Origin of the sequence: Achromobacter sp. HZ01, assembly GCF_003267925.1 — a bacterium.
In the GTDB taxonomy this organism is placed as follows: Bacteria; Pseudomonadota; Gammaproteobacteria; order Burkholderiales; family Burkholderiaceae_B; genus Achromobacter; species Achromobacter pulmonis_A.
In genome coordinates this window covers 105,239-129,734 of record NZ_LWKV01000005.1, presented here as the reverse complement: position 1 = coordinate 129,734, position 24,496 = coordinate 105,239, and the positions used below count along the sequence as shown (strand labels likewise).

Annotated in this window: 24 protein-coding genes; 10 read left to right on the top strand and 14 right to left on the bottom strand. The window is 67.2% G+C overall.

From position 1 onward, the window contains the following. Nucleotides 1–18 precede the first annotated feature (18 nt). A complete protein-coding gene (locus A6B37_RS23315) occupies nucleotides 19–732 on the bottom strand; it encodes a DUF3053 family protein (protein WP_102774945.1) in 714 nt (237 codons plus the stop codon). A gap of 155 nt (nucleotides 733–887) precedes the next feature. Further along, nucleotides 888–1,397 carry a GNAT family N-acetyltransferase gene (locus A6B37_RS23310; protein ID WP_111827033.1) on the bottom strand — a complete coding sequence of 170 codons (510 nt, stop codon included), beginning with the start codon at nucleotides 1,395–1,397 and terminating at the stop codon, nucleotides 888–890. A gap of 84 nt (nucleotides 1,398–1,481) precedes the next feature. Between A6B37_RS23310 and A6B37_RS23305 the strand changes: the two genes are divergently transcribed. From A6B37_RS23305 to A6B37_RS23295, 3 genes are all read left to right on the top strand, one after another. Beyond that, complete coding sequence (locus tag A6B37_RS23305; protein WP_111827032.1) at nucleotides 1,482–1,829, top strand: hypothetical protein; 348 nt, start codon at nucleotides 1,482–1,484, stop codon at nucleotides 1,827–1,829. A 511-nt stretch (nucleotides 1,830–2,340) separates the two neighbouring features. Beyond that, complete coding sequence (locus A6B37_RS23300; protein WP_102774715.1) at nucleotides 2,341–2,622, top strand: hypothetical protein; 282 nt, start codon at nucleotides 2,341–2,343, stop codon at nucleotides 2,620–2,622. An 82-nt stretch (nucleotides 2,623–2,704) separates the two neighbouring features. Further along, nucleotides 2,705–3,397 (top strand): cytochrome b/b6 domain-containing protein, encoded by a 693-nt coding sequence (locus tag A6B37_RS23295; protein WP_102774716.1) that lies wholly within the window; start codon nucleotides 2,705–2,707, stop codon nucleotides 3,395–3,397. An 80-nt stretch (nucleotides 3,398–3,477) separates the two neighbouring features. Here A6B37_RS23295 and A6B37_RS23290 read toward each other — a convergent pair whose 3' ends face one another. Further along, the gene (locus A6B37_RS23290) at nucleotides 3,478–3,936 is read right to left on the bottom strand and encodes a cytochrome c (protein WP_111827031.1); all 459 of its coding nucleotides are present in this window, start codon (nucleotides 3,934–3,936) and stop codon (nucleotides 3,478–3,480) included. A 57-nt stretch (nucleotides 3,937–3,993) separates the two neighbouring features. Continuing rightward, nucleotides 3,994–5,370 carry an adenylosuccinate lyase gene (gene purB, locus A6B37_RS23285; RefSeq protein ID WP_102774718.1) on the bottom strand — a complete coding sequence of 459 codons (1,377 nt, stop codon included), beginning with the start codon at nucleotides 5,368–5,370 and terminating at the stop codon, nucleotides 3,994–3,996. Nucleotides 5,371–5,533: 163 nt separating this feature from the next. Between purB and A6B37_RS23280 the strand changes: the two genes are divergently transcribed. Then, nucleotides 5,534–6,142, top strand: a complete 609-nt coding sequence (locus A6B37_RS23280; RefSeq protein WP_102774719.1) for a glutathione S-transferase — start codon at nucleotides 5,534–5,536, stop codon at nucleotides 6,140–6,142. A gap of 134 nt (nucleotides 6,143–6,276) precedes the next feature. On the opposite strand, the gene A6B37_RS23275 is transcribed toward A6B37_RS23280, so the two are convergent. The 3 genes from A6B37_RS23275 to gcvA all read right to left on the bottom strand — a co-directional run bounded on the left by A6B37_RS23275 (nucleotide 6,277) and on the right by gcvA (nucleotide 9,235). Further along, nucleotides 6,277–7,095 carry a sulfite exporter TauE/SafE family protein gene (locus A6B37_RS23275; protein ID WP_102774720.1) on the bottom strand — a complete coding sequence of 273 codons (819 nt, stop codon included), beginning with the start codon at nucleotides 7,093–7,095 and terminating at the stop codon, nucleotides 6,277–6,279. An 87-nt stretch (nucleotides 7,096–7,182) separates the two neighbouring features. Then, nucleotides 7,183–8,301, bottom strand: coding sequence for a tRNA 2-thiouridine(34) synthase MnmA (gene mnmA, locus A6B37_RS23270; protein WP_102774721.1), 1,119 nt, complete (start codon nucleotides 8,299–8,301; stop codon nucleotides 7,183–7,185). Between the two features lie 7 nt (nucleotides 8,302–8,308). Next, nucleotides 8,309–9,235 carry a transcriptional regulator GcvA gene (gene gcvA, locus A6B37_RS23265; protein WP_102774722.1) on the bottom strand — a complete coding sequence of 309 codons (927 nt, stop codon included), beginning with the start codon at nucleotides 9,233–9,235 and terminating at the stop codon, nucleotides 8,309–8,311. Between the two features lie 154 nt (nucleotides 9,236–9,389). Between gcvA and A6B37_RS23260 the strand changes: the two genes are divergently transcribed. The 5 genes from A6B37_RS23260 (at nucleotide 9,390) to A6B37_RS23240 (ending at nucleotide 14,393) form a co-directional block, all read left to right on the top strand. Next, on the top strand, nucleotides 9,390–10,379 hold the full coding sequence (locus tag A6B37_RS23260) for a tripartite tricarboxylate transporter substrate binding protein (protein WP_102774723.1): 990 nt from the start codon (nucleotides 9,390–9,392) through the stop codon (nucleotides 10,377–10,379). 69 nt (nucleotides 10,380–10,448) lie between these two features. Then, entirely contained in the window at nucleotides 10,449–11,324 is an 876-nt protein-coding gene (locus A6B37_RS23255; protein ID WP_102774724.1) for an N-formylglutamate amidohydrolase, read from the top strand. A gap of 194 nt (nucleotides 11,325–11,518) precedes the next feature. Beyond that, nucleotides 11,519–12,637, top strand: coding sequence for a Re/Si-specific NAD(P)(+) transhydrogenase subunit alpha (locus A6B37_RS23250; protein WP_111827030.1), 1,119 nt, complete (start codon nucleotides 11,519–11,521; stop codon nucleotides 12,635–12,637). A gap of 2 nt (nucleotides 12,638–12,639) precedes the next feature. Then, nucleotides 12,640–12,957, top strand: coding sequence for an NAD(P) transhydrogenase subunit alpha (locus A6B37_RS23245; RefSeq protein WP_062684020.1), 318 nt, complete (start codon nucleotides 12,640–12,642; stop codon nucleotides 12,955–12,957). Beyond that, complete coding sequence (locus A6B37_RS23240) at nucleotides 12,954–14,393, top strand: NAD(P)(+) transhydrogenase (Re/Si-specific) subunit beta (protein WP_111827029.1); 1,440 nt, start codon at nucleotides 12,954–12,956, stop codon at nucleotides 14,391–14,393. Before A6B37_RS23245 ends, A6B37_RS23240 begins: the two co-directional genes overlap by 4 nt. 25 nt (nucleotides 14,394–14,418) lie before the next feature. On the opposite strand, the gene glcF is transcribed toward A6B37_RS23240, so the two are convergent. The 6 genes from glcF to tldD form a co-directional block, all read right to left on the bottom strand. After that, nucleotides 14,419–15,660: a glycolate oxidase subunit GlcF gene (gene glcF / locus A6B37_RS23235; RefSeq protein ID WP_102774728.1), complete on the bottom strand. Its 1,242-nt coding sequence runs from the start codon at nucleotides 15,658–15,660 to the stop codon at nucleotides 14,419–14,421. 6 nt (nucleotides 15,661–15,666) lie between these two features. Beyond that, nucleotides 15,667–16,773, bottom strand: a complete 1,107-nt coding sequence (glcE, locus tag A6B37_RS23230; RefSeq protein ID WP_111827028.1) for a glycolate oxidase subunit GlcE — start codon at nucleotides 16,771–16,773, stop codon at nucleotides 15,667–15,669. A 12-nt stretch (nucleotides 16,774–16,785) separates the two neighbouring features. Next, the gene (locus A6B37_RS23225; RefSeq protein ID WP_102774730.1) at nucleotides 16,786–18,285 is read right to left on the bottom strand and encodes an FAD-linked oxidase C-terminal domain-containing protein; all 1,500 of its coding nucleotides are present in this window, start codon (nucleotides 18,283–18,285) and stop codon (nucleotides 16,786–16,788) included. A gap of 120 nt (nucleotides 18,286–18,405) precedes the next feature. Next, nucleotides 18,406–19,821 carry an FAD-linked oxidase C-terminal domain-containing protein gene (locus tag A6B37_RS23220; RefSeq protein WP_102774731.1) on the bottom strand — a complete coding sequence of 472 codons (1,416 nt, stop codon included), beginning with the start codon at nucleotides 19,819–19,821 and terminating at the stop codon, nucleotides 18,406–18,408. 103 nt (nucleotides 19,822–19,924) lie between these two features. Further along, on the bottom strand, nucleotides 19,925–20,998 hold the full coding sequence (gene aroG, locus A6B37_RS23215) for a 3-deoxy-7-phosphoheptulonate synthase AroG (protein ID WP_102774732.1): 1,074 nt from the start codon (nucleotides 20,996–20,998) through the stop codon (nucleotides 19,925–19,927). A gap of 294 nt (nucleotides 20,999–21,292) precedes the next feature. Beyond that, nucleotides 21,293–22,753, bottom strand: coding sequence for a metalloprotease TldD (tldD, locus tag A6B37_RS23210; protein ID WP_102774733.1), 1,461 nt, complete (start codon nucleotides 22,751–22,753; stop codon nucleotides 21,293–21,295). Nucleotides 22,754–23,330: 577 nt separating this feature from the next. On the opposite strand from tldD, the gene A6B37_RS23205 reads away from it, so the two are divergent. After that, nucleotides 23,331–23,711 (top strand): H-NS histone family protein, encoded by a 381-nt coding sequence (locus A6B37_RS23205; RefSeq protein ID WP_102774734.1) that lies wholly within the window; start codon nucleotides 23,331–23,333, stop codon nucleotides 23,709–23,711. A 75-nt stretch (nucleotides 23,712–23,786) separates the two neighbouring features. Here A6B37_RS23205 and A6B37_RS23200 read toward each other — a convergent pair whose 3' ends face one another. Continuing rightward, a complete protein-coding gene (locus A6B37_RS23200) occupies nucleotides 23,787–24,428 on the bottom strand; it encodes a DUF4136 domain-containing protein (protein ID WP_111827027.1) in 642 nt (213 codons plus the stop codon). Nucleotides 24,429–24,496 lie beyond the last annotated feature (68 nt).

Sequence of the window (24,496 nt, the reverse complement as noted above, 5' to 3'; positions counted from 1 at the left end):
TTGTACAAAGCGCCTGTTTCAGCGCTCTCCGCGCGCCAGGCCCGCCGCCTGCGCCAGGGTGGCGCGGGCCCGCTCCAGGCCCTCGGACTGCGCGTTCAGTCCCTGCAGGCGCAGGTTCAGTTCCTGCTGCAGGGTCGGCGCCGTGACCAGGGTCTGGCCGTCCACGAACTGGAATTCGTCCTCGTGCGCGGCCACGAAGTCGGCCACGCCCAGCGCGTCGCGCGCGACCGCGTCCATCTTCGACGCCGCCTCGATCAGCTCGGCGGCCGGGGCGCTGACCGCTTCGTCGTAGACGCCGTCGTAGATGGGCGCGAGATCGGGCGGCAGCGCCAGGGCCGCGCGCGCCTTGTCGGCCTCGGCCCGCGCCTGCCCCAGCTTGGCGGCCTGCTCGGCCAGCGTCTTGCGCGCGGCCTCGAAGCGCGGCCTGCGCTCGACGATCTCGCCCACCGAGCGCAGGGTTTCCAGCGCCAGCACGTCGCGCATGGGCGCGGCGGCGCGGGCCATGGCCTGCTGGAATTCGCCCATCACCTCATAGGCGTCGGCGTAGTCGCCCACCGCCTCCTGCTCCGGTTCGCTGAGCACGGGCAGCGGCAGCAGCGCGGCGCTGTCGATGCGGGATTGCAGCAGTTGGATGAACGCCGCGCGTTCCTGCGGCTCTTTGTTGACGCAGGCCGCGAGCGGCAGCAGCGATGCCGTCGCCAGTCCCAGCAGGCAAGCTCGCAGCCATGCCATGCGCATCCTCCTTGCATGCGGTTGTGCGGTGGCGGAGCGGCCCGGCCACAGGACCGCCGCTCCCCGCCAGATTATCCCGAAGCGCCGGGCCAGCGCCGCCGGCAGGCGGATTTTGTTGCCATCGAAGCGTGTTGACACAGGGCGGCCCGCAAGCATCATGCCGCCGCCGGGCAGGCCATCGCGCAGCGCCGCGCCGGATCGAAGCCGGCCTGCGCTTCCAGCCGCAGGCGCGCCGCGAGCGGCGCGGGCAATTGCCCGGGCGCCAGCTCGGAAAAACCGTTGCGGCGATAGAAGGGCGCGTTCCAGGACAGCTCGCGGTCGGTGGTCAGCAGCACCGAGCGGTAGCCGGCGGCGCACGCATGGGCGCGCACCGCCTGCAGCAGCGCCCTGCCCAGCCCGCGGCCCTGGCTGGGCAGCGCCACGGCCATTTCGGCCAGGTAGAGATCGCGGTCCATGGGCCGCGTCAGCGCGAATCCGGCGGGCTGGCCGTCCTGCCCTTCGGCGATCCACAGCAGGCCGGCGGCGCAGGCCTGCTCCAGCTCGGCCAGCGGCACCGGATCGTCGTCGGCGGCCCAGGCCATGGCGGTGCCCAAAAAGCGCTGGCCGGCGGAACGTTCTATGGCGGCCAGGCCGGCCAGGTCGGAAGGTCGTGCGAGTCTGATCATAGGCCTCGCAGTATGCCGCAAGCCGGGCTCCTCTAAAATGGCGTTTTCGGCCCGGACGGGCTGTCCGTAACGCAGACTTGCCATATGACTCAAAACGCCTGGGGCTTCGCCCATCCCGACTGCCGCGGCGCGGCCGCGCTGCTGTTTTTCATGGACGACCTCGCGCGCGTGGTCAACCAATACCTGGGCCACGGGCAGCTGTCCGAAGAGGCCCTGGCCGATGCGCAGAAGGCGGTCGACGCACTGCTCGCGCGCTACGTGGAAATCAAGGCGGCTCCCGAGGCCTTCGACAACGAAAGCATCGGGCTGGCGCTGGAAACCGCGACCGGGCCGGACGGCCAGGTCGGCGCACAGGTGGCGCTGCGCATGTCGCCGCGGCTGGAAGGGCTGATCATCGAGGCGCAGCGCCAGGCCCATTCCTCGGCGCATTGAAGCGCTTGCACAAAAAGCTTGCAAAATCGGCCGACTTCGATTACTATTCTTTGTTGGCCGCCAGACACGCGAAGTATAAACACTACATAGTCTTGGCGGCTTGAAATACCGGCGGCCTGAAATACCCCCGACGAACACGACTGTGCCACGTCGGGCGATGCTTACCCAACATGGCATCGGTATGGAGCCTGAAATAGGCCCCAGCATAGACAACCGGCAACGCGGCGGCGCTCTCGCCATCCACGCCACTTCATTTGAAAACAAACGGCGTGCGGCCTGAGCAAGACTGGCAGTAGCTCGCCCCCTTGGGCACCTGCACATCCAGCAGCATTCCTGCAACCAGGCGCGCCCTGGCGCCGGAACACGCTTGCGCACGCACGCCGCAAACCGGCGCGCGTATGAGAATGCGCAAGAAACCTGCAGCAATTGTGCGGTAGTGTCATGACTGGCCTACGGGCCATGAAGCTGCCGGCTTTTCCCATAACTAGAAACCAAGAAGAGAACAGACACCATGAACACTCACTTCACCACCACGGACCTGATCCGTCGTCCCGCCCACACCAAGCTGGACAACATGCCGATCCACATCGGCGACATCGTTTACCTGCAACCGGTCGACGGCCCCGCCATCCGCGCGGAAGTCATTTTCAACGCGCCGATCGACGGCATGACCACCTACACGACCGAAGTCGTGCCCTGCGGCGCGGCGGCGCAAAAGGCCCCGGGCCAGCGCATCCGCTTCCGCCACGAGCACGTGCATCGCATCGAGCCGGTGCGCCGCGCCGCCCGCTGAACCCATGCGCCTTGCCTGCCCGCCCGGCCGGGCGGGTGGCGCGTGATAAAGTTTCCGGCAATCAGGTCTTTGCAATCCCGACATGCAGAACAACCGCCAAGCGATCCACATCTGGGACCTCCCTACCCGCCTGTTCCACTGGGCGCTCGTCGTCTGTATCGTCGGCGCCTTCGTCAGCGTCAAGCTGGGCGGGCTGTACATGGACTGGCACGTCCGCTTCGGCTGTACCGCCCTGGGCCTGATCCTGTTCCGCCTGCTGTGGGGCTTCTTCGGCCCGCGCTACGCCCGGTTTTCGCAGTTCCTGCGCGGCCCCGCGGCCGTGGCCCGCTACCTCAAGGGCGCCGCCGCGCCGGCCGGCCACAATCCGCTGGGCGCGCTGTCGGTCATGGCGCTGCTGCTGGTCATCGGTTTCCAGGCCGTCAGCGGCCTGTTCGCCACCGACGACATCATGACGCAGGGGCCGCTGTTCGGCCACGTCAGCGAAGGCCTCTCCGGCGCCATGACGTCCTGGCACAAGCTCAACGAGTGGGTCATCATCGCCCTGGTGGCGCTGCACCTGCTGGCCGTGGCCTGGTACGCGGTGGTGCGCCGCAAGCGCCTGGTGCGCGCCATCATCACGGGCAAGGTCGACGCCAAGGACGTGCCCGCCGGCACGCCACCCGCGCAGGACGGCTTCGCCGTCTGGCTGCGCGCCCTGGTGCTGGGCGCCTGCGTGACCGGCCTGGTGCTGTGGATACGCTCGCTGGAGGTGGCCGCGGACATGTCTTTTTCCTGATCCGCGCGCGAACGAAAAAACGAAAAAGCCTGGCATTGCCAGGCTTTTTTTCGTCGGACCGTCCGAGGACGGCCAAAGGCTTATTTCTTCTTGCGGTACGAATCGTGGCAGGCCTTGCAGCTGGCGCCCACGTCGCCGAACGCCGCGCGCAGCTTGTCCAGGTCGCCGGCATCGGCGGCCGCCGACAGCTTGACGATGTTGTCCTGGAACGCCTGCTGCTTCTGCTTGAAGCCGGCGGCATCGCTCCAGATTTTCGGCAGCGCGTCGCCGCCTTCGGTGCCCGGACCGAACGCCGCCCAGGGCAGCGCCGACAGCGTCTTCAGCACTTCGACGTTGGCCTTGATCTGGGCCGCGTCATAGGGGGCCTGGCCCTTGACCACCGGCGCCATGCGGCCGAAGTGCGAAGCCATCAGCGTCAGGGCCGACTGGCGGTACTTGACCGCGTCCTCGGGCTTGGCGAACTGGGCGGAGGCGTTCGTCGCCAACAACGGCCCAACCGTGATACAGGCCATTGCGACGAGCGTGGACAACTTCTTCATTGCTATCTCCGGTGAGGTCGAACAAGAGGCCGCGCGCCCCGGCGCGCGGCAAGACGATTAGACCGCCCGGGCCAAGGCCGCGGCCAGCCCGATGTAGGAGCGCGGCGTCATCGCCAGCAGGCGGGCCTTGGGTTCGGCAGGCAGTTCCAGGCCCTGGATGAATTCTCGCAGACCTTCCTCGGTGATGCCCTTGCCCCGCGTCAAGGCCTTGAGCTGCTCGTAGGGCTGCGGCAGGCCATAGCGGCGCATCACGGTCTGCACCGGCTCGGCCAGCACTTCCCAGCACGCGTCGATGTCGGCGTCGATGGCGGCGGCGTTGACCTCGAGCTTGCCCAGGCCGCGCATGCAGGCGTCCCACGCCACCAGGCAGTAGCCCAGGCCCACGCCCAGGTTGCGCAGCACGGTGGAGTCGGTCAGGTCGCGCTGCCAGCGCGAGACCGGCAGCTTGTCGGCGAGATGGCGCAGCACGGCGTTGGCCAGGCCCAGGTTGCCTTCGGAGTTCTCGAAGTCGATCGGGTTGACCTTGTGCGGCATGGTGGACGAGCCGACCTCGCCTTCCTTCAGGCGCTGCTTGAAGTAGCCCAGCGCCACGTAGCCCCAGATGTCGCGGTCCAAGTCCAGCACGATGATGTTGGCGCGCGTGACGGCGTCGAACAGCGCCGCCATCCAGTCGTGCGGTTCGATCTGGATGGTGTGGCGGTTCTGGGTCAGGCCCAGGCCGGCCAGCACGCGCTGGCTGAACGCGGGCCAGTCGATCTCGGGGTAGGCCGACAGGTGGGCGTTGTAGTTGCCGGTGGCGCCGTTGAGCTTGGCCAGCGGCTCGACCGCCTCGATGGCGGCGATGGCGCGGTTCAGGCGCGCGGCCACGTTGGCGAACTCCTTGCCCAGCGTGGTCGGGCTGGCGGGCTGGCCGTGCGTGCGCGACAGCATGGGCTGGTCGGCATGGGCGATGGCCATCTCGTTCAGCTTGGCGGCCAGCTCGCGCAGGCGCGGCACCACCACCTCGTTGCGCGCGCGGGTCAGCATCAGCGCATGCGACGTGTTGTTGATGTCTTCGGAAGTGCAGGCGAAATGGATGAACTCGGCGGCGCGGGCCAGTTCGGCGTCGTCGGCCACTTTTTCCTTCAGCCAATATTCGACCGCCTTGACGTCATGGTTGGTGACGCGTTCGATGTCCTTGATCCGGGCGGCGTCCGATTCGGAGAAATCGCGCACCAGTTGCTGCAGGCGCGCACGCGCCGATTCCGAGAAGGCCGGCAGTTCCGGCAGGCCGGCGTCGGACAGCGCGATCAGCCAGGCCACCTCGACTTCGACGCGGTGCGCCATGAAGCCCGCCTCCGACAGCAGGCCGCGCAGCGCATCGCCCCGCGTAGCGTAGCGGCCATCCAGTGGCGAAAGGGCGTTGAGTTGGCTGAGCTGGTCGGCGATTTGCATGGTCTGAGGGAGGAAAAAAACAGGGAATGAGCGAATCGGCCGATTTTATCATCCGGTAGCCTGCAACATTGTGGCAAACTGGCGAAGATTCCGCCCCGCGGACGGCAACCCCGTCATGCGGCCTGCTATACTTCGGCCGCTTTCCGACTCCGCTTGTGACTCCATGAAACTGATCGGCTCGCTTACCAGTCCTTACGTGCGCAAAGTGCGTATCGTCATGGCCGAGAAAAAGCTGGACTACCGGCTTGAACTCGAAAACGTCTGGTCCGCCGACACGCAGATCCAAACGTACAATCCGCTGGGCAAGGTTCCCTGCCTGGTCATGGAAGACGGCGGCGCCCTGTTCGATTCGCGCGTCATCGTCGAATACCTGGACACCCTGTCTCCCGTCGCCCGCCTGATCCCGCAGCCGGGACGCGACCGCGCCGCCGTGAAGTGCTGGGAAGCCATCGCCGACGGCCTGCTCGACGCCTGCGTGACCATCGTCAAGGAAAACCAGCGTCCCGAGGCCCAGCGCAGCCCCGAGTGGATCCAGCGCCAGTACTCCAAGATCCACGCCAGCCTGGACGCGATGAACAAGAGCCTGGGCGACAACGCCCACTGCATGGGCATCAATTACAGCCTGGCCGACATCGCCGTCGGCTGTGCGCTGGGCTACCTGGACCTGCGCTTCGCCGATCTCGACTGGCGCACGAGCCAGCCCAACCTGGCCCGGCTGTACGAGAAGCTGTCGCAGCGCCAATCCTTCATCGACACCGTACCGGTGGTCTAATCCCCCCCGAGGCGCTACCGCGCCTTCCCCCCCAAGGGGGCGCGGCTGCGGACCGGCGGAGCCGGATCCGCGCCGCCCCGCTCGTCGTGTCTTCGTGGCGGCGCCCGTGCGGCGTGCTCCGCCGCTTCTCTGCGCTAGGCGCTGAAGGTCTGCCAGGCCTTGAAGAGCATGTAGGCGGCCAAGGCGAACAGCAGGGCGGCGAATACGCGCTTCAGGGTCTGGACGGGCAGGCGGTGCGCCATGCGCGCGCCCAGGGGGGCCGTGAGCACGCTGGTGCAGACCAGGGCCAGCAGCGCGGGCCAGTAGATGTAGCCCAGCATGCCGGGGCGCGAGGCGCCTTCGTTCAGGCCGGACACGACGTAGCCCACGCTGTTGGCCAGCGCTATCGGGAAGCCGAGCGCGGCCGAGGTCGAGACGGCGTTGTGCAGGGCCACGTTGCACCAGACCATGAACGGCACCGACAGGAAGCCGCCGCCCGCGCCCACCAAGCCTGACAGAAAGCCGATGCCGGCCCCGGCCGCGCTGGTGCCGACCACGCCCGGCATCTGGCGGCTGGGCTTGGGCTTTTTATTGCGCAGCATGCTCCAGCCGGAGTAACCGACGAACAGCGCGAAGAACAGCGACAGCCACAGGGTGCTGAGCGCGGCGAACACGGCGCCGCCCGACAGCAGGCCGCCGATGATGATGCCGGGCGCCATGGCCCAGACGATGTTCCATTTGATCGTCTTGCGCTGCTGGTGGGCGCGCACGCTGGATATCGACGTGAACAGGATGGAGGTCATGGACGTGGCGATCGCCGCGTGCACCACCAGGTCGGCGGGCATGCCCTTCCAGGTGAACAGCATGGTCAGGAACGGCACCAGCAGCATGCCGCCGCCGATGCCCAGCAGGCCCGCGGCAAAGCCCACCACCGCACCGAGCGCCAGCAGGCAAATCAACATCGTTACATCCACAACGGTCTCCTCTTTTTCTTGATCATGAACAAGGCCCCTGGAGCTTCAGCCCCAGGGGCCCTCGAAACTGGCGTTCCGGCGCGACGCCTACACGATGATGCCGCCGCCCAGGCAAACCTCGCCATCGTAAAGCACGGCGGACTGCCCGGGCGTCACCGCCCATTGCGGTTCGGTGAAATCGAGCGCGAAAGTATCCTGCGCCGCGGCGTCCAGCCGGCAGGCCGCGTCGGCCTGGCGGTAGCGCGTCTTGGCGCCGTAGGCGCCCGCTTGCGGCGCACGGCCGGCGATCCAGCTGGCGTCCTGCGCCCGCAGCCCTTGCGAGAGCAGCCAGGGATGGTCGTGCCCCTGCACCACGTAGAGCACGTTGCGCTCCAGATCCTTGCGCGCCACGTACCAGGCCTCGGCGGTGCCGTCCTCGCGCTGGCGGCCTTTCACGCCGCCCACGCCCAGGCCCTTGCGCTGGCCCAGCGTATAGAACGACAGGCCCTCGTGGCGGCCCACCGTCTGCCCTTCCGGCGTCTTGATGGGACCGGGTTCGGTGGGCAGGTAGCGGTTCAGGAATTCCCGGAACGGCCGCTCGCCAATGAAGCAGATGCCGGTGGAATCCTTTTTGGCGGCGTTGTGCAGCCCGATCTCGTGGGCGATGCGGCGCACCTCGGTCTTGTGGATCTCGCCCAGCGGAAACAGGGTGCGCGACAGCTGCGCCTGGTTCAGGCGGTGCAGGAAGTAGCTCTGGTCCTTGGAGCCGTCCAGCGCCTTGAGCAGCTGGAATTCGGTGCCCCCGCCCTGCGCCGGCACTTCGCGCACGCGCGCGTAATGGCCGGTGGCGATGCGCTCGGCGCCCAGCGCCATGGCGTGGTCGAGAAACGCCTTGAACTTGATCTCGGCGTTGCACAGCACGTCGGGATTGGGCGTGCGGCCCGCGGAGTATTCGCGCAGGAACTCCGCGAACACGCGGTCCTTGTATTCGGCGGCGAAATTGACGAACTCGAATTCCACGCCGACCCGGTCGGCGACGCTGGCTGCGTCCAGCAGGTCCTGGCGCGTGGAGCAGTATTCGGAATCGTCATCGTCTTCCCAGTTCTTCATGAACAGGCCGACGACCTCGTAGCCCTGCTGCTTGAGCAGCCAGGCGGTGACCGAAGAGTCGACTCCGCCGGACATGCCGACGACGACGCGGCCCTTCTTGGTGTGTGTTTGACTCATGATGACGCTATTTTAGATCGGACTGGGCCGCGTCCTCGGGCTGCGGCTCGGCGGCGCGCGAGACCTCCATCAGCCAGGTGCGGAAGGCCTGCAGCGTGGGCAGATTGGCCTTCTGTTCCGGATAGCACAGGTAGTAGCCCATGCGCGCCCGGATGGGCAGCTGGATGGCCACGGCCAGCTTGCCGTCGCGCAGTTCGTCCTCGATCAGGCAGCGCGGGATCAGGGCCACGCCGAAGCCGGCCGCCGCGGCCTGCGACAACAGCGCGTACTGGTCGAAGCGCGCCCCCTCCAGGCTGCGGCGGGTGTCGCAGCCGGCCTGCTCGAACCAGTCGCGCCAGCCGTCCAGCGCCGAGGTGTGATGCAGAAGCGGGTACGCCAGCAGGTCAGCCGGCGAGCTACAGCCGCCCGGGATCAGGCGCGGGCTGCACACCGGCAGGATTTCGCGGCCGACGATGTAGTCGGCCCCACTGCCCGGCCACAGGCCTTCGCCGAAGCGCACGGCGGCGTCCAGCTCGGGCGTGGAAAAATCGTAGCCCTGGCGGTGCGGCAGGAATTCCACGTGGATGTCCGGCCGCAGGCGCATGAAGGCGGTCAGGCGCGGGATCAGCCAGCGCGCGCCGAAGGTCGGCATACAGGTCAGGTTGAGCGTGCCGCCCTGCCCCTGGTGGGCGATCAGTTCGACGGTGGCCGCCTCGATCTGGCCCAGGCCGGCCTGGACCTTGGCCAGATAGCTGCGCCCGGCCTCGGTCAGGACCAGGCCTTGCCTGATCCGCAGGAATAGTTCGACCCCGACGAATTCCTCCAGGTGCTTGACCTGCTTGCTGACCGCGCCCTGCGTGACGCACAGCTCCTGGGCCGCGCGCGTGAAGCTGCTGTGCCGCGCGGCCACCTCGAACGCCTGGAGGTCGGTCAAAGAGGGACAGAAACGCCGCATTGCTTTCGCTTCCCCGGCTGCCGCCAAAATGAGGTATGAAAAAAAGTCATAGCTTACGGAGAAACTTTCGTTTGCGCAAACGGGGCTGGCGGGAAAGAATCGTTGCGTTTGCGTCTGCCTTTGCGCATCCGCTTTCCATTCAATAGGGGAATCCATGCAACGCCGTAAAGTTGTCCTGGGCCTGTGCGTCGCCGCCGCGACCCTGGCCACGCCGCTCGCCTCGGGTATCGCGCACGCAGAAGACGCGTATCCGTCCAAGCCCATCCGCCTGATCGTTCCGTTCCCGCCCGGAGGCACGACCGACATCGTCGGCCGCCTGTTCGCCGACAAGCTGAGCAAGGAACTGGGCCAGACCGTGGTGGTCGAAAACCGCGGCGGCGCCGGCGGTTCGATCGGCAGCGCCTTCGTCGCCAGCAGCGCGCCCGACGGCTACGTCCTGGGCATCGCCACCGTCAGCACGCACGGCATCAACCCGGCCATCTACCCGAACCTGCCGTTCGACGGCGAGAAGGACTTCACGCCCATCTCGAACCTGGCCGCCGTGCCGAACATCATGACCGTCAACCCCAAGGTTGCGGCCAAGAACATCGCCGACCTGATCAAGCTGGCCAAGAGCGAACCGGGCAAGCTGACCTACGCGTCGGCCGGCAACGGCTCGGTCTCGCACATGATGGGCGAGCTGTTCAAGATGTCCTCGGGCACCAACCTGATGCACGTGCCGTACCGCGGCGTGGGCCCGGCGCTGAACGACGCGTTGGCCGGCCAGGTCGACGTCATGTATGACAACCTGCCCTCGTCGCTGCCGCACGTGCAGTCGGGCCGCCTGGTCGCCATGGCCGTGGCCGCGCCCAAGCGCGTCGCCGCCCTGCCCGACGTGCCGACCTTCGCCGAAGCCGGCCTGCCCGCCGTGAACGACGCCTCCTGGTTCGGCCTGGTGGCCCCGGCCAAGCTGCCGGCGCCGGTCCTGGCCAAGCTCAACGCCGCGGTCCAGAAGGTCAGCGCCGAAGCCGACGTCAAGTCGCGCCTGGAAGCGCTGGGCGCCGCGCCCGCGGCCAACACCCCGGCTGAATTCAGTGCGCAGATCGCGGCGGAAATCGCCAAGAACAAGCGCATCGCCAAAGAAGCCAACGTGAAGATCGACTGATCGATCTTCGGCCTGCCGCCCCCGCCGCGGGGCGCGCAGGCCTCCGATAGACGAACGCACCACCCCCATATGCGAATCACCCAACCCCTGTCTTACCGGCTCGACCTTCCGCAGCAATATCCGGACTCGGACTCCTCGGCCCCGCTCGTGCTGGACTCCCCGCACAGCGGCACCGCCTACCCTCCCGATTTCGCCGCCGCGGTGGACTATGGCGCACTGCGCACCGCCGAGGACACCTGGGTTGACGACCTGTGGGGCGACGCCATCGACATGGGCGTGCCCATGATCGCGGCCGCTTTCCCGCGCGCCTACATCGACGCCAACCGCGCGCCCGACGAGATCGACGAACTGCTGCTGGACCAGCCCTGGCCCGACGCGCTGAACGCCTCGCCCAAGGTCAAGCTGGGCAAGGGCCTGATCTGGCGCATGCTCGACGACGGCACGCCGCTGTACGACCGCAAGCTGACGGTCGCCGAAGTCCGCCACCGCATCGACGCCTGCTGGAAGCCCTACCACGAGGCCCTGGCCCGCGTGCTGGACGACGCCCACCGCAGGTTCGGCAAGGTCTGGCACATCAACTGCCACTCCATGCCCAGCGTGGCTGGCGCCTTCGCCACGGACCGCCCCGGCCTGGTGCACCCGGACTTCGTGCTGGGCGACCGCGACGGCAGCACCAGCGACCCGGCCTTCCGCGAATTCGTCGCGGCCTGGCTGCGCGAGCGCGGCTACGACGTCAGCGTGAACGATCCCTACAAGGGCGTGGAGCTGGTGCGCGCCTTCGGCCGTCCCGACGAAGGACGCCACAGCCTGCAGATCGAAATCAACCGCAAGCTCTACATGGACGAGGTCACTCTGCGCCCGTCCGAGAACTATGCCCGCCTCAAAGCCGACCTGCGCGACCTCACCGCCGCGCTGATCGCATGGACTCGCGCGCAAACGGCTTGACGCCGGACGTTTGCGCGCAGTGGCGGCCGGCGGGGCGACCCGTCCGGCCGCAAACCGGGTTGCAAAACCCCTGCCCCATGGTTCGCCATGGGGCTTTTTTTTCGACCGCGCGGCCGCCCCCTCCTTTACGGAGGGGCGCGTACGTACCCCCATTCCGTGTATAACTACGGCGAACCTTCTGAGGAGAGGCGTAGATGCACATCGGGATACCAAAAGAAACCCGAGACGGGGAAACCCGTGTCGCAGCAACACCAGAGACCGTCAAGAAGTACGTAGGCGGCAAGCACACCGTCGTCGTGGAGCGCGGGGCCGGCAGCGCCGCCCGCTATCCGGATGACGCCTATGAAGCCGCCGGCGCCACGCTGGGCACCGCCCAGGATGCGCTGGGCGCCGGACTCGTCATGAAGGTTCGCGCGCCGGACGCCGCCGAACTGGCGCACATGAAAGCGGGCACGGTCGTGGTCGGCATGCTCGACCCCTTCGACGCCGAAGGCCTGCAGCGGATGGCGGCGGCCGGACTGGTCGGATTCGCGCTGGAGGCCGCGCCGCGCATCACGCGCGCGCAAAGCCTGGACGTGCTGTCCTCGCAGGCCAACCTCGCCGGCTACAAGGCCGTGCTGCTGGCCGCGCACCACTACGGCCGCCTGATTCCCATGATGATGACCGCCGCGGGCACGCTCAAGGCCGCCCGCGTCGTGGTGCTGGGCACCGGCGTGGCCGGCCTGCAGGCCATCGCCACCGCCAAGCGGCTGGGCGCCGTGGTCGAGGCCTCGGACGTGCGGCCCGCGGCGCGCGAACAGGTGGAGTCCCTGGGCGCCAAGTTCATCGACGTGCCCTTCGAGACCGACGAGGAACGCGAGATCGCACAAGGCACGGGCGGCTACGCCCGTCCCATGCCGCCGGCATGGATGGCGCGCCAGGCCGTGCTGGTGGCCGAGCGCTGCAAGCAGGCGGACATCGTCATCACGACCGCGCTGATTCCCGGCCGCCCCGCGCCCACGCTGGTCTCGGCCGACACCATCGCGGCCATGAAGCCCGGCTCGGTGCTGGTGGACCTGGCCGTCGAGCGCGGCGGCAACTGCCCGCTGTCCGAAAAAGGGCAGATCGTGGAAAAGCATGGCGTGACCCTCATCGGGCTGACCAACCTGCCCGGCCTGGTGGCGACCGACGCGTCGGCGCTGTACGCCCGCAACATCCTGGATTTCCTGAAACTCATCACCGATGCCGAAGGCGCGCTGGCGATCCGGCGCGACGACGAGATCGTGGCGGCCTGCCTGATGTGCGAAGGCGGCAACGTGACGCGGAGGACCTGAACATGGAAGCGATCAACCCCACCCTGATGAACCTCATCATCTTCGTGCTCGCCGTCTATGTCGGCTACCACGTGGTCTGGAACGTCACCCCTGCCCTGCATACGCCGCTGATGGCCGTGACCAACGCCATTTCCGCCATCATCATCGTCGGCGCCATGCTGGCCGCGGCGCTGACCGAAGGCGGGCTGGCGCGCGGCATGGGCGTGTTCGCCGTGGCGCTGGCCGCGGTCAACGTGTTCGGCGGCTTCCTCGTCACCCGGCGCATGCTGGAGATGTTCAAGAAGAAGGACAAGAAGCCGGGCAAGGAGGGCGCGCAATGATCTCGCTGAACCTGGTCACGCTGCTGTACCTGGTGGCTTCCGTCTGCTTCATCCAGGCGCTCAAGGGCCTGTCGCATCCCACCACCTCGCGCCTGGGCAACGTGTTCGGCATGGCCGGCATGGCCATCGCCGTGCTCACCACGGCCGCGCTCATCATCGGCCTGGCGCGCGACGGCGGCGCCACCATCGGGCTGGGATGGGTGGTGCTGGGCCTGCTGGTCGGCGGCTCCGTCGGCACGCTGATGGCCAAGCGCGTCGAAATGACCAAGATGCCCGAGCTGGTCGCCTTCATGCACAGCATGATCGGCCTGGCCGCGGTGGCCATCGCCGTGGCCGTGGTGGCCGAGCCGCATGCCTTCGGCATCGCGCCGGCCGGCATGCCCATTCCCACCGGCAACCGCTTCGAGCTCTTCATCGGCACCTTCGTGGGCGCGATCACCTTCTCGGGCTCGGTCATCGCCTTCGGCAAGCTGTCGGGCAAGTACAAGTTCCGGCTGTTCCAGGGCGCGCCGGTGGTGTTCGCCGGCCAGCACCTGCTGAACCTGGCGCTGGCGCTGCTGATGCTGGCCTGCGGCATCTGGTTCATGCTGACGCAGGAATGGACGCCCTTCGTCATCATGACCGCCATCGCCTTCGTGCTGGGCGTGCTCATCATCATCCCGATCGGCGGCGCCGACATGCCGGTGGTGGTGTCCATGCTGAACAGCTACTCGGGCTGGGCCGCGGCCGGCATCGGCTTCTCGCTGAACAATCCGATGCTGATCATCGCCGGCTCGCTGGTGGGCTCGTCGGGCGCCATCCTGTCCTACATCATGTGCAAGGCGATGAACCGCTCGTTCTTCAACGTGATCCTGGGCGGCTTCGGCGGCCAGGCCGGCGGCGGCGCGGCGGCCGGCGAGGCCCAGCAGCGCAGCGTCAAGTCGGGCAGCCCGGACGACGCCGCCTTCCTGATGACCAACGCCGAGAGCGTGACCATCGTGCCCGGCTACGGCCTGGCGGTGGCGCGCGCGCAGCACGCGCTGAAGGAACTGGCGGAAAAGCTCACCGAGCGCGGCGTGACCGTGAAGTACGCCATCCACCCGGTGGCCGGACGCATGCCGGGCCACATGAACGTGCTGCTGGCCGAGGCCGAGGTGCCGTACGACCAGGTCTTCGAAATGGAAGACATCAACAGCGAGTTCGGCCAGACCGACGTGGTGCTGGTGCTGGGCGCCAACGACGTGGTCAACCCGGCGGCCAAGAACGATCCCAAGTCGCCCATCGCCGGCATGCCCATCCTGGAAGCCTACAAGGCGCGCACCGTGATCGTGAACAAGCGCTCGATGGCCTCCGGCTACGCCGGCCTGGACAACGAGCTGTTCTACATGGACCGCACCATGATGGTCTTCGGCGACGCGAAGAAGGTGCTGGAAGACATGGTCAAGGCGGTGGAGTAAACCGCCTGCGCGGGCGCCGCCGGTCTCAGGCCGGCGCGCCCGCCTGGCGGCGCAGCTGTTCGTCCACCACCTCGACCCAGTGCCGCACCGGCGTGTCGGTGCCGCTTTGCAGGTGGCCGATGCAGCCGATGTTGGCCGACAGGATCACGTCCGGGCCGCCGGCCGCAATCGCGCCCAGCTTGCGGTCGCGCAGCGCCAGCGCGATCTCCGGATTGAGCACCGAGTAGGCCCCCGCCGAGCCGCAGCACAGGTGCTTGTCGGCGAACGGCAGCAATTCGAAACCCAGATCGGCAAGCAATTGCTCGGACAGCGGCCGCAGGCCCTGCCAGTGCTGCAGCGTGCATGGCGGGTGGAACGCCGCGCGCGTGCCCGCCGGCAGGCGCGCGCGCAGCTGCGCGGCGTGCGGCGCCACGATCTCGGCCACGTCCTTGACCAGCGCCACGATGTCGGCGGCCTTTTGCGCATAGGCCGGATCGTGCCGCAGATGATGGGCGTATTCCTTCACCATCGCGCCGCAGCCCGAGGCATTCATGACGATGGCCTCGGCCTTGCCGTCCTGCACCAGCGGCCACCAGGCGTCGATGTTGGCGCGCATCTGCGCCAGCGCGGCTTCCTGCGCGTCCAGGTGGAAACTGGCCGCGCCGCAACAGCCGGCGCCCGGCGCGATGCGCGCGCCGATGCCCACGGCGTCCAGCACCCGGATGGTGGCCGCGTCTATGGTCGGCATCATGGCGGGCTGCACACAGCCGGCCAGCATCAGCACCTGGCGCGCGTGCCCGGCCACCTGCGGCAGCGCGCCCGCGGCGCGGCGCTCCGGCACCTTGCGCCGGATCGATTCGGGCAGCAGCCCGCGCACGGCCTGTCCCAGCCGCATCGCGGGGCCGAACAAGGGCGACATCATGGCCTTGCGCAGCACGGTGCGCTTGGTCCTGTCGCCCCAGGAGCGCGGCACGCGTTCCTCGACGATCTTGCGGCCGATGTCCACCAGGTGCCCATACTCCACGCCCGAGGGGCAGGTGGTTTCGCAATTGCGGCAGGTCAGGCAGCGGTCCAGATGCTGCTGCGTGGACTGCGTGGGCTCGGCGCCTTCGAGCACCTGCTTGATCAGGTAGATGCGGCCGCGCGGGCTGTCGAGCTCGTCGCCCAGCACCTGATAGGTCGGGCAGGTCGCCGTGCAGAAGCCGCAATGGACGCAACGCCGCAGGATGGCGTCGGCCTCGTTGCCCAGATCGGTGTCGCGGGCCCAGGATGCCAGCTTGGTTTGCATGATGCCTTATAGCTCCAGGACCAGGCGGCCGGGGTTGAACAAGCCGGCCGGATCGAGCTCTTGTTTGAGCCGGCGCGTGATCGCCGCGATTCCCGGCGCCAGCGGATGGAAGACGCCGTCGGCCGGCGGCTTGGCGTGACCGGCGCGAAACAGCGTCGCATGGCCGCCCAGCCGGGCCGCGGTTTCGCGCAACATGGCCGCGTCGTGCGCGCCGGACAGCCAGCGCTGGCCCCCGCCCCACTCGATCAGGGTCGGCCCCAACCCGAGCGCGGCGGCCGTGGGCGGCAGCGCCAGGCGCCACAACGGCTGGCCCGGCGCGAAAAACGGATGCGTCTGCTCGCGCAGCGACTGCCACCAGCCCGCCGCCGCGTCGGGCGCCATCGGCTCGCCGCCGATCTGCTGGCGCGCGCTGGCGATCGCCGGCGGCGCGCCGGACAGGCGCACGCGCATCGCGCCTTCGGCCTGGTCGTCGTCGCCGCTCCAGCTGGTGGCCGAGATCGGCAGGGGCTTGCCGCGCCACAGCGCGAAACTGGACAGCGCCTGCGCCTGCGTGGCCGGCAGCACCAGCGTGAGTTCTTCCATCGGCCGCGGCGCGACCTTCAGCGACACTTCCAGTATCGCGCCGAAGATGCCGTGCGAGCCGGCCAGCAGGCGCGACACGTCGTAGCCCGCTACGTTCTTCATGACCTCGCCGCCGAACGACAGGATGCGCCCTTCCGAATCCAGCAGCTGCGTGCCCAGCACGAAATCCTTCAGCGCGCCGGCGCTCATGCGGCGCGGCCCCGACAGGCCCGCCGCCACGCAGCCGCCCACCGTGGCCGACGGCGAATAATGCGGCGGCTCGAACGCCAGCATCTGCCCGTGCTCGGCCAGCGCGGCTTCCAGTTCCGCAAGCGGCGTGCCCGCGCGCACGGTCACGACCAGTTCAGACGGGTGATAGCTGACGATGCCGCGATAAGGCGTCATGTCCAGCAGGCAATGCCCGTCCTGCGGCGTCACCGGACGGTAGTTGCCATAGAACGCCTTGCTGCCGCCGCCCATCACGAACAAAGGCTTGTGGCCGGCGCGGGCCGTCATGACCTGGTCGCACAATTCCGACAGGACGAAATCCATAGGGGATGCGTCCTAGAAACGGGCGAGATCGGGGAAGCGCAATTCGCCCGCATGGACGTGCATCTTGCCGTATTCGGCGCAGCGGGCCAGCGTGGGGATGACTTTTTCGGGATTGAGCAGGCAAGGCGGATCGAAAGCCCGCTTCACCGCCAGGAAGGCGTCGAGTTCTTCGCGAGAGAATTGCACGCACATTTGATTTATCTTCTCCATTCCCACCCCGTGCTCTCCGGTCACGGTGCCTCCTACCTGCACGCACAGCTCCAGTATGGCGGCGCCGAATTTCTCGGCGCGCTCCACTTCGTCCGGCTTGTTCGAATCGAACAGGATCAACGGATGCAGATTGCCGTCTCCCGCGTGAAATACGTTGGCGCAGCGCAGCCCGAACTCGTCTTCCATCTGTTCGATGGCGCCCAGCACGCGCGCCAGATGGCGGCGCGGTATCGTGCCGTCCATGCAGTAATAGTCGGGCGACACGCGCCCGGCGGCCGGAAACGCGTTCTTGCGCCCGGCCCAGAACTTGAGGCGTTCGGCCTCGGACGTCGACACCTGGCAGCGCGTGGAGCCGGCAAGGCGGAACACCGTTTCCATGCGCTCGATCTCGTGCGCCACCTCTTCGGGCGTACCGTCGGACTCGCACAGCAGGATGGCCTGCGCGTCCAGGTCGTAGCCGGCGCGCACGAAGGGCTCGACCATGTGCGTGGCGCGCCGGTCCATCATCTCCAGGCCGGCAGGTATCATGCCCGCGGCAATGACCTGGGTGACCGCGTTGCCGGCCGCCTCGACGCTGGAAAAACTGGCCATCACGACCTGCGCGCAGGCCGGCTTGGGAATCAGCTTGACGGTGACCTCGGTGACCACGCCCAGCATGCCTTCGGAGCCGATGAAGACCGACAGCAGATCCAGGCCGGGCGCGTCCGGCGCCTCCGAGCCCAGCTCCACGATGTCGCCGTCTATGGTCACCACGCGCACGCGCAGCACGTTGTGCACGGTCAGGCCGTACTTCAGGCAGTGCACGCCGCCCGAGTTCTCGGCCACGTTGCCGCCGATGGAGCAGGCGATCTGGCTGGACGGATCGGGCGCGTAGTACAGCCCATACGGCGCAGCCGCTTCCGAGATGGCGAGGTTGCGCACGCCGGGCTGGACCACGGCGGTCGCGCTGGCCAGGTCGATGTGCTTGATGCGGTTGAACTTGGACAGCCCCAGCAGCACGCCGCGGCTGTGCGGCATGGCGCCGCCGGACAGGCCGGTGCCGGCGCCGCGCGCCACCAGCGGCGCGTTCAGGCGCTTGCAGATGCGCATGACCGCCTGCACCTGCTCCTCGGTTTCGGGCAGGGCCACGACCGCCGGCAGCGCGCGATAAAGGGATAGGCCGTCGCACTCGTAAGGGCGGGTGTCCTCTTCGCGGAACAACACGCAGTGCGCGGGCAACGCCGCCGACAGGGCCTCGATGAGCTGCTGCAAAGAGTAAGGCGCCTGCACTTGTGCCAGGCCGGTTTCGACCAATGAATTCATGAGCGCAACAATAGCGCGAGCGCCGGCCATAAGCAGGCCGGGATTTACCCGCATCCGGCGGTCTTCCGCGGGCTCAGAAGTAACCAGCCGTAAAGGCGCGACCGCCGGAACTGCGTTTCCTCAGCCCTGCCAGGAAACGATTTTGCCCGGGTTCAGGATGTTGTTCGGGTCGAACGCATGCTTGAGGCTGCGCATCAGCGCCAGCGCGTCTTCGCCATGCTCCTCGGCCATGAACTGCATCTTGTGCAGGCCCACGCCATGCTCGCCGGTGCAGGTGCCGTCGGCGGCGATCGCGCGGCGCACCAGGTTGTGGTTGATGGCCTCGGACTCCTGCCATTCTTCGGCGCTGTCGGCGTCCAGCAGCATCAGCACGTGGAAGTTGCCGTCGCCGACGTGGCCCACGATGGTGTACGGGAAGCTGGCGCGGTCCAGTTCCTCGACGGTGTCGCGCACGCAATCGGCCAGGCGCGAAATCGGCACGCAGACGTCGGTGGTGCTGGCGCGGCAGCCGGGACGCAGCTGCAGGCCGGCGAAATAGGCGTTGTGGCGCGCGGTCCAGAGGCGGCTGCGGTCTTCGGGACGCTCGGCCCATTCGAAGTCCATGCCGCCGTGCTCGGCGGTGATGGCCTGCACGGTCTCGGCCTGCTCCTGCACGCCGGCCGGACTGCCGTGGAACTCGAACACCAGCAGCGGGGTTTCGCGCAGGCTCAGCTTGCTGTGCAGGTTGACGGCGCGCACGCTGGCCGCGTCCATGAATTCGACGCGGGCGACCGGCACGCCCATCTGGATGATCTCGATCACGCTCTGCACGGCGGCGTCCAGCGTGGGGAAGTTGCAGACCGCGGCGGACACCGCCTCGGGCTGCGGATACAGGCGCACCGTGACTTCGGTGATGATGCCCAGCGTGCCTTCGCTGCCGACGAAGATGCGCGTCAGGTCGTAGCCGGCCGAGGACTTGCGGGCGCGCCCGGCCGTGCGCACGATGCGCCCGTCGGCCGTCACCACGGTCAGCGACATGACGTTCTCGCGCATGGTGCCGTAGCGCACGGCGTTGGTGCCGGAGGCGCGCGTGGCGGCCATGCCGCCCAGGCTGGCGTCGGCGCCGGGGTCGATCGGGAAGAACAGGCCGGTGTCGCGGATCTCTTCGTTGAGCTGCTTGCGCAGCACGCCGGCCTGCACCGTGGCGGTCAGGTCTTCGGCGTTGACCGCCAGCACCTTGTTCATCTGCGACAGGTCGAGGCAGACGCCGCCCTGGATCGCCAGGATGTGGCCTTCCAGCGAGGAGCCGGCGCCATACGGAATCAGCGGCACGCGGTGCTCGTTGCACAGCCTGGCGACCTCGGCCACTTCCTCGGTGGTGTGCGCGAACACCACCGCATCCGGCGGCATGGCCGCATAAGGGGATTCGTCGCGGCCGTGGTGCTCGCGCACCGCGGCGGACTCGGAGAAGCGATCGCCGAAGCGCGCGCGCAGGGCGTCCAGACAGGCGGCCGGCACCGGACGGCGCAATGTTTCAGCGGGCAGGGAAGCGTTCATGGTCAGCGTGGATTCGGGTTCGATAATCCGAATATTCTACGCCGCCGCGCGTGCTGCGCCGCACACCGCCGCTGGCGGGCGGCGCGCGGCGCGGGTTGCGTATTTACTTGCCCGAGGTCAGCGCGACGCGGCGGCGTTCACGCACGGCATGGGCCAGGCGTTCGAGCACCGCGACCGAGGCGTCCCAGTCGATGCAGCCGTCGGTGATGCTCTGGCCGTAGACCAGCGGCGTGCCCGGCACCATGTCCTGGCGTCCGCCCAGCAGATGGCTTTCCACCATCACGCCCACCAGGCGCGCATCGCCCGCTTCCATCTGGCGCGCCACGTCTTCGATGACGAGCGGCTGGTTCTCGGGCTTCTTGCTGCTGTTGGCGTGGCTGGCGTCGACCATCACGCGCTGCGCCAGGCCGGCCTTGGCCATGTCCGCGCAGGCCGCGTCCACGCTTTGCGCGTCGTAGTTCGGCGTCTTGCCGCCGCGCAGGATGACGTGGCAGTCCTCGTTGCCGGCGGTCGACACGATGGCCGAATGCCCGCCCTTGGTCACCGACAGGAAGTGATGCGGCTGCGACGCGGCCTTGATGGCGTCGACCGCGATCTTCACATTGCCGTCCGTGCCGTTCTTGAATCCCACCGGACACGACAGTCCGGAAGCCAGTTCGCGGTGCACCTGGCTTTCCGTCGTGCGCGCCCCGATCGCCCCCCAGGAGACCAGATCCGCGATGTACTGCGGCGTAATCATGTCCAGGAACTCGCAGCCCGCCGGCAGCCCCAGGCTGTTGATGTCCAGCAGCAGTTCGCGCGCCACGCGCACGCCCTTGTTGATGTCGAAGCTGCCGTCCAGGTCGGGATCGTTGATCAGGCCCTTCCAGCCCACCGTCGTGCGCGGCTTCTCGAAATACACCCGCATCACGATTTCCAGGTCGGCGCTCAGGCGGTCGCGGACCGGTTTCAGGCGTTTCGCATACTCGATGGCCGCGCGCGTATCGTGAATCGAGCAGGGACCGATCACGACGATCATGCGGTCGTCCATGCCGTGCAGGATGCGGTGCATCGCCTGGCGGGCGGCGAACACGGTGTCCGACGCCTCCTTGGTGCAGGCGAACTCACGCATGACGTGCGCGGGCGGGTTCAGCTCTTTGATTTCTCGAATGCGAAGGTCATCGGTATTGTGTGACACGGTACTGCTCCTGGGTTGCCCGCCGCGGGGAAGGTTCCCGAGGCTCCCGGAGACTCCTCCGGGGGTTCCTCAACCGGCGGCGCAAAAAAAGCCGCCAGTTCGCTGGCGGCTTTTTTGGGGGGATTCTTTCCAAACTTCAGATTGAGCGCGTCCCTTCCTCCGCCAGCGGCTTCAGAAAACCATAAAAGTAAAAGTAAAAAGCGGGGGACGCGAATTTCATGGGGAATGACTCTAGCACAGATTTTTTCGTGCGTCACGCGGGTTTTCGCCGGATGCTTGCACCCGTCCGCACCGTCAAGCGGTGCCGCCTACGGTCAAACCCTCCATGCGCACCGTCGGCATGCCGACGCCGACCGGCACGCTCTGGCCGTCCTTGCCGCAGGTGCCCACGCCGGAATCCAGCTGCAGGTCGTTGCCGATCATGGTGACGCGGTTCATGGCGTCCGGGCCGTTGCCGATGAGGGTGGCGCCCTTGACCGGGTAGGTCACCTTGCCGTTTTCGATCATGTAGGCCTCGGAGGCCGAGAACACGAACTTGCCGTTGGTGATGTCGACCTGGCCGCCGCCGAAATTGACCGCGTACAGGCCGCGCTTGACCGAGGAGATGATTTCCTCGGCCGGCTTGTCGCCGGCCAGCATGTAGGTGTTGGTCATGCGCGGCATCGGCAGGTGGGCGAAGGATTCGCGGCGGCCGTTGCCGGTGGCGGCGGTTTTCATGAGGCGCGCGTTGAGCGTGTCCTGCATGTAGCCGCGCAGAATGCCGTCTTCGATCAGCACGTTGCGCTGGGTGGCGTTGCCCTCGTCGTCGATGTTGAGCGAGCCGCGGCGGTCCGGAATCGTGCCGTCGTCGACCACCGTCACGCCCTTGGAAGCCACGCGCTCGCCGATGCGGCCCGAGAACACGCTGGAGCCCTTGCGGTTGAAGTCGCCTTCCAGGCCGTGGCCGACCGCCTCGTGCAGCAGGATGCCGGGCCAGCCCGAACCCAGCACCACGGTCATTTCGCCGGCCGGCGCCGGTCGCGCCTCGAGGTTGACCAGGGCTTCGTGCACGGCGCGCTCGACGTAGCCCTGCAGCATGTCGTCGGTGAAATAAGCCAGGCCCAGGCGCCCGCCGCCGCCGGCATGGCCCATTTCGCGGCGGCCGTTGCGCTCGGCGATCACGGTCAGGGACAGGCGCACCAGCGGGCGCACGTCGGCGGCCAGGCGGCCGTCGCTGCCGGCCACCAGCACCACGTCGTATTCGGCGCCCAGGCCGGCCATGACCTGGATCACGTGCGGGTCGCGCGCACGCGCCATGCGCTCGACGCGTTCGAGCAGGGCGACTTTCTCGGGCGCGCTGAGCGAGGCGACGGGGTCGATGTCGGAATACAGGCTGCGGCCGGTTTCGGCTTCGACCTGGGCCGCCACTTTCACCTTGCCCGCGCCGCGCCGCGCGATGCCGCGCACGGCCTGCGCCGACGACAGCAGCGCTTCGGGCGAGAGCGAATCGGAATAGGCGAAAGCGGTTTTCTCGCCGCTCACGGCGCGCACGCCGACGCCCTGGCTGATCGAGAAACTGCCGGTCTTGACGATGCCCTCTTCCAGGCTCCAGCCTTCGCTGCGCGTGTATTGGAAATACAGGTCGGCGTAGTCGACCTTGTGGGTGAAGATTTCACCCAGCGCGCGCGCCATATCGGCCTCGGTCAGCCCCCAGGGGTCGAGCAGCAGCGATTTGGCGGTGGCGAGGGAAGCAATGGCGGGATCGATGATTTTCATGGGACTCTGTTCAGGGACGGCGGCGTGGAGACGCGCGCCTGCAATGGCGCTCAAGACCGTATCGTACCGCCGACTCGGCCCCGGCGTCGCGGCCGCCGCAAGGCAAGGATTATCCGCTCATCCCATATGGGGGCGGGACATTAACTATCAAGTTAAGCAAATTTGTGGGTTTGGATGGATTACGCCAGCTCATCGTACAACTTGACATGAAAATGAAATCGCCGTGCGCGACGCCATTATGCCCGGCGCGCGCCCCAGCGGATTCACCCTCGCCCGCGATTAAACGGTAACTATCATGACAAGTCATCTGACTACTTGTGCAAATATGTGGCGTCATTCAGTGTCCACGTAGTGGAACTCCATATGTTTCAAGTTGTCCCATATCTGCGAATATTCATTCCCGCCGGCGTCCGCCGCGGCGATATGGATAAGTTTAAAGATCGCCCGACCCTTTTGATACAAAGTAATTAGTCCTAAAACAAGGAAATCAGGACGTAATTTATGTATTATGCGAGGCACAACAATTACACATAACTTCGCCGGCGATTAAAAGCAGTTCCATAATCAGGAATAAACCATGGCCCGAGAAACCTACGCAGCACTGCAAGCAAAGATCGAAAAAGAGATCAACAAGCTCCAGAAGAAGGCTGAAATCCTCCAAACCAAACGTCGCAAGCCCGTGATCAACTCGATCATCACCTCGATGCGCGAGTACGACATCACGCCCGAGGAGATCATTGCAGCCTATGGCGCCGCCAAGCCCGGCCGCGCCGCCGGCGGCCGCCGCAAGGCTGGCGCCGCTGCGCGCCCCGCCACCGCCGCCAAGCGCGCCGTCGCGCCCAAGTACCGCCATCCGCAAACCGGCGAAACCTGGAGCGGCCGCGGCAAGGCGCCGCGCTGGCTGGCCGCCGAAGAAGCCGCCGGCGCCACCCGCGATAGTTTTCTTATCAAAGAATAAAACCTATCCGGCAGTAAGAAATAAAATCGGCGCACCATTATGGTGCGCCGATTTTATTTATGCTCGGAGCGCGACTCATTGCGTGGGAAATTTGATCTCGCGCTCGGCGCCATTATTTCCAGGGAAATTATCAAATATTGCACGCACCAGATACGGCATGGTGCGCGTGAAATCGTCGCGCTCGCTCAATATGTATGCGGTCGAACGGTATACCTCGGCGCCGCCGCGCTGGGTATCGTAGATCTGCAGCGTGAGCGAATTGCGCTGGACCACCATCGGCACGTCCACCCAGTCGGGGCCCCAGAAGCCCGGGCCCCAGGGGCCGGGGCCGTAGAAACCGCCGTAGCCGCCATAGCCGTAGCCGCCGTAGAAATACGGGTCATACGCACGCCGCACCATTACCTGGGTCTGCGTGGTTCCGTAACGGAACGAGACATCGAAACGGCTCTTGGCGCCGTGCTGCGCCTCGACCAGGCCGGTTGCGCCGATGCCGGCGCGCACCATGTCCTGGTACGACTGATATTCGAGATTATTGTTTTGCGAGGCATCGGCCGGCACGAAGCGGTAGGTCTGCCCTTCCACGCCCGCGGGCCATTGTTGAAATGACGTCACCCGCGCCGATACCGTGGGAGCGGCGCAGCCCGTCAACGCAAGCGCCCCCGCCACGGCGAGCACGCCGGCCCAGCGGCCCGCATTGAACATGGATGACTTGGACATTCTGCTACTCCTTCCGCACGGCGGCGCCATTTACTGCGGTTTGACCGGACCGCACCTGAAAAGTTTAC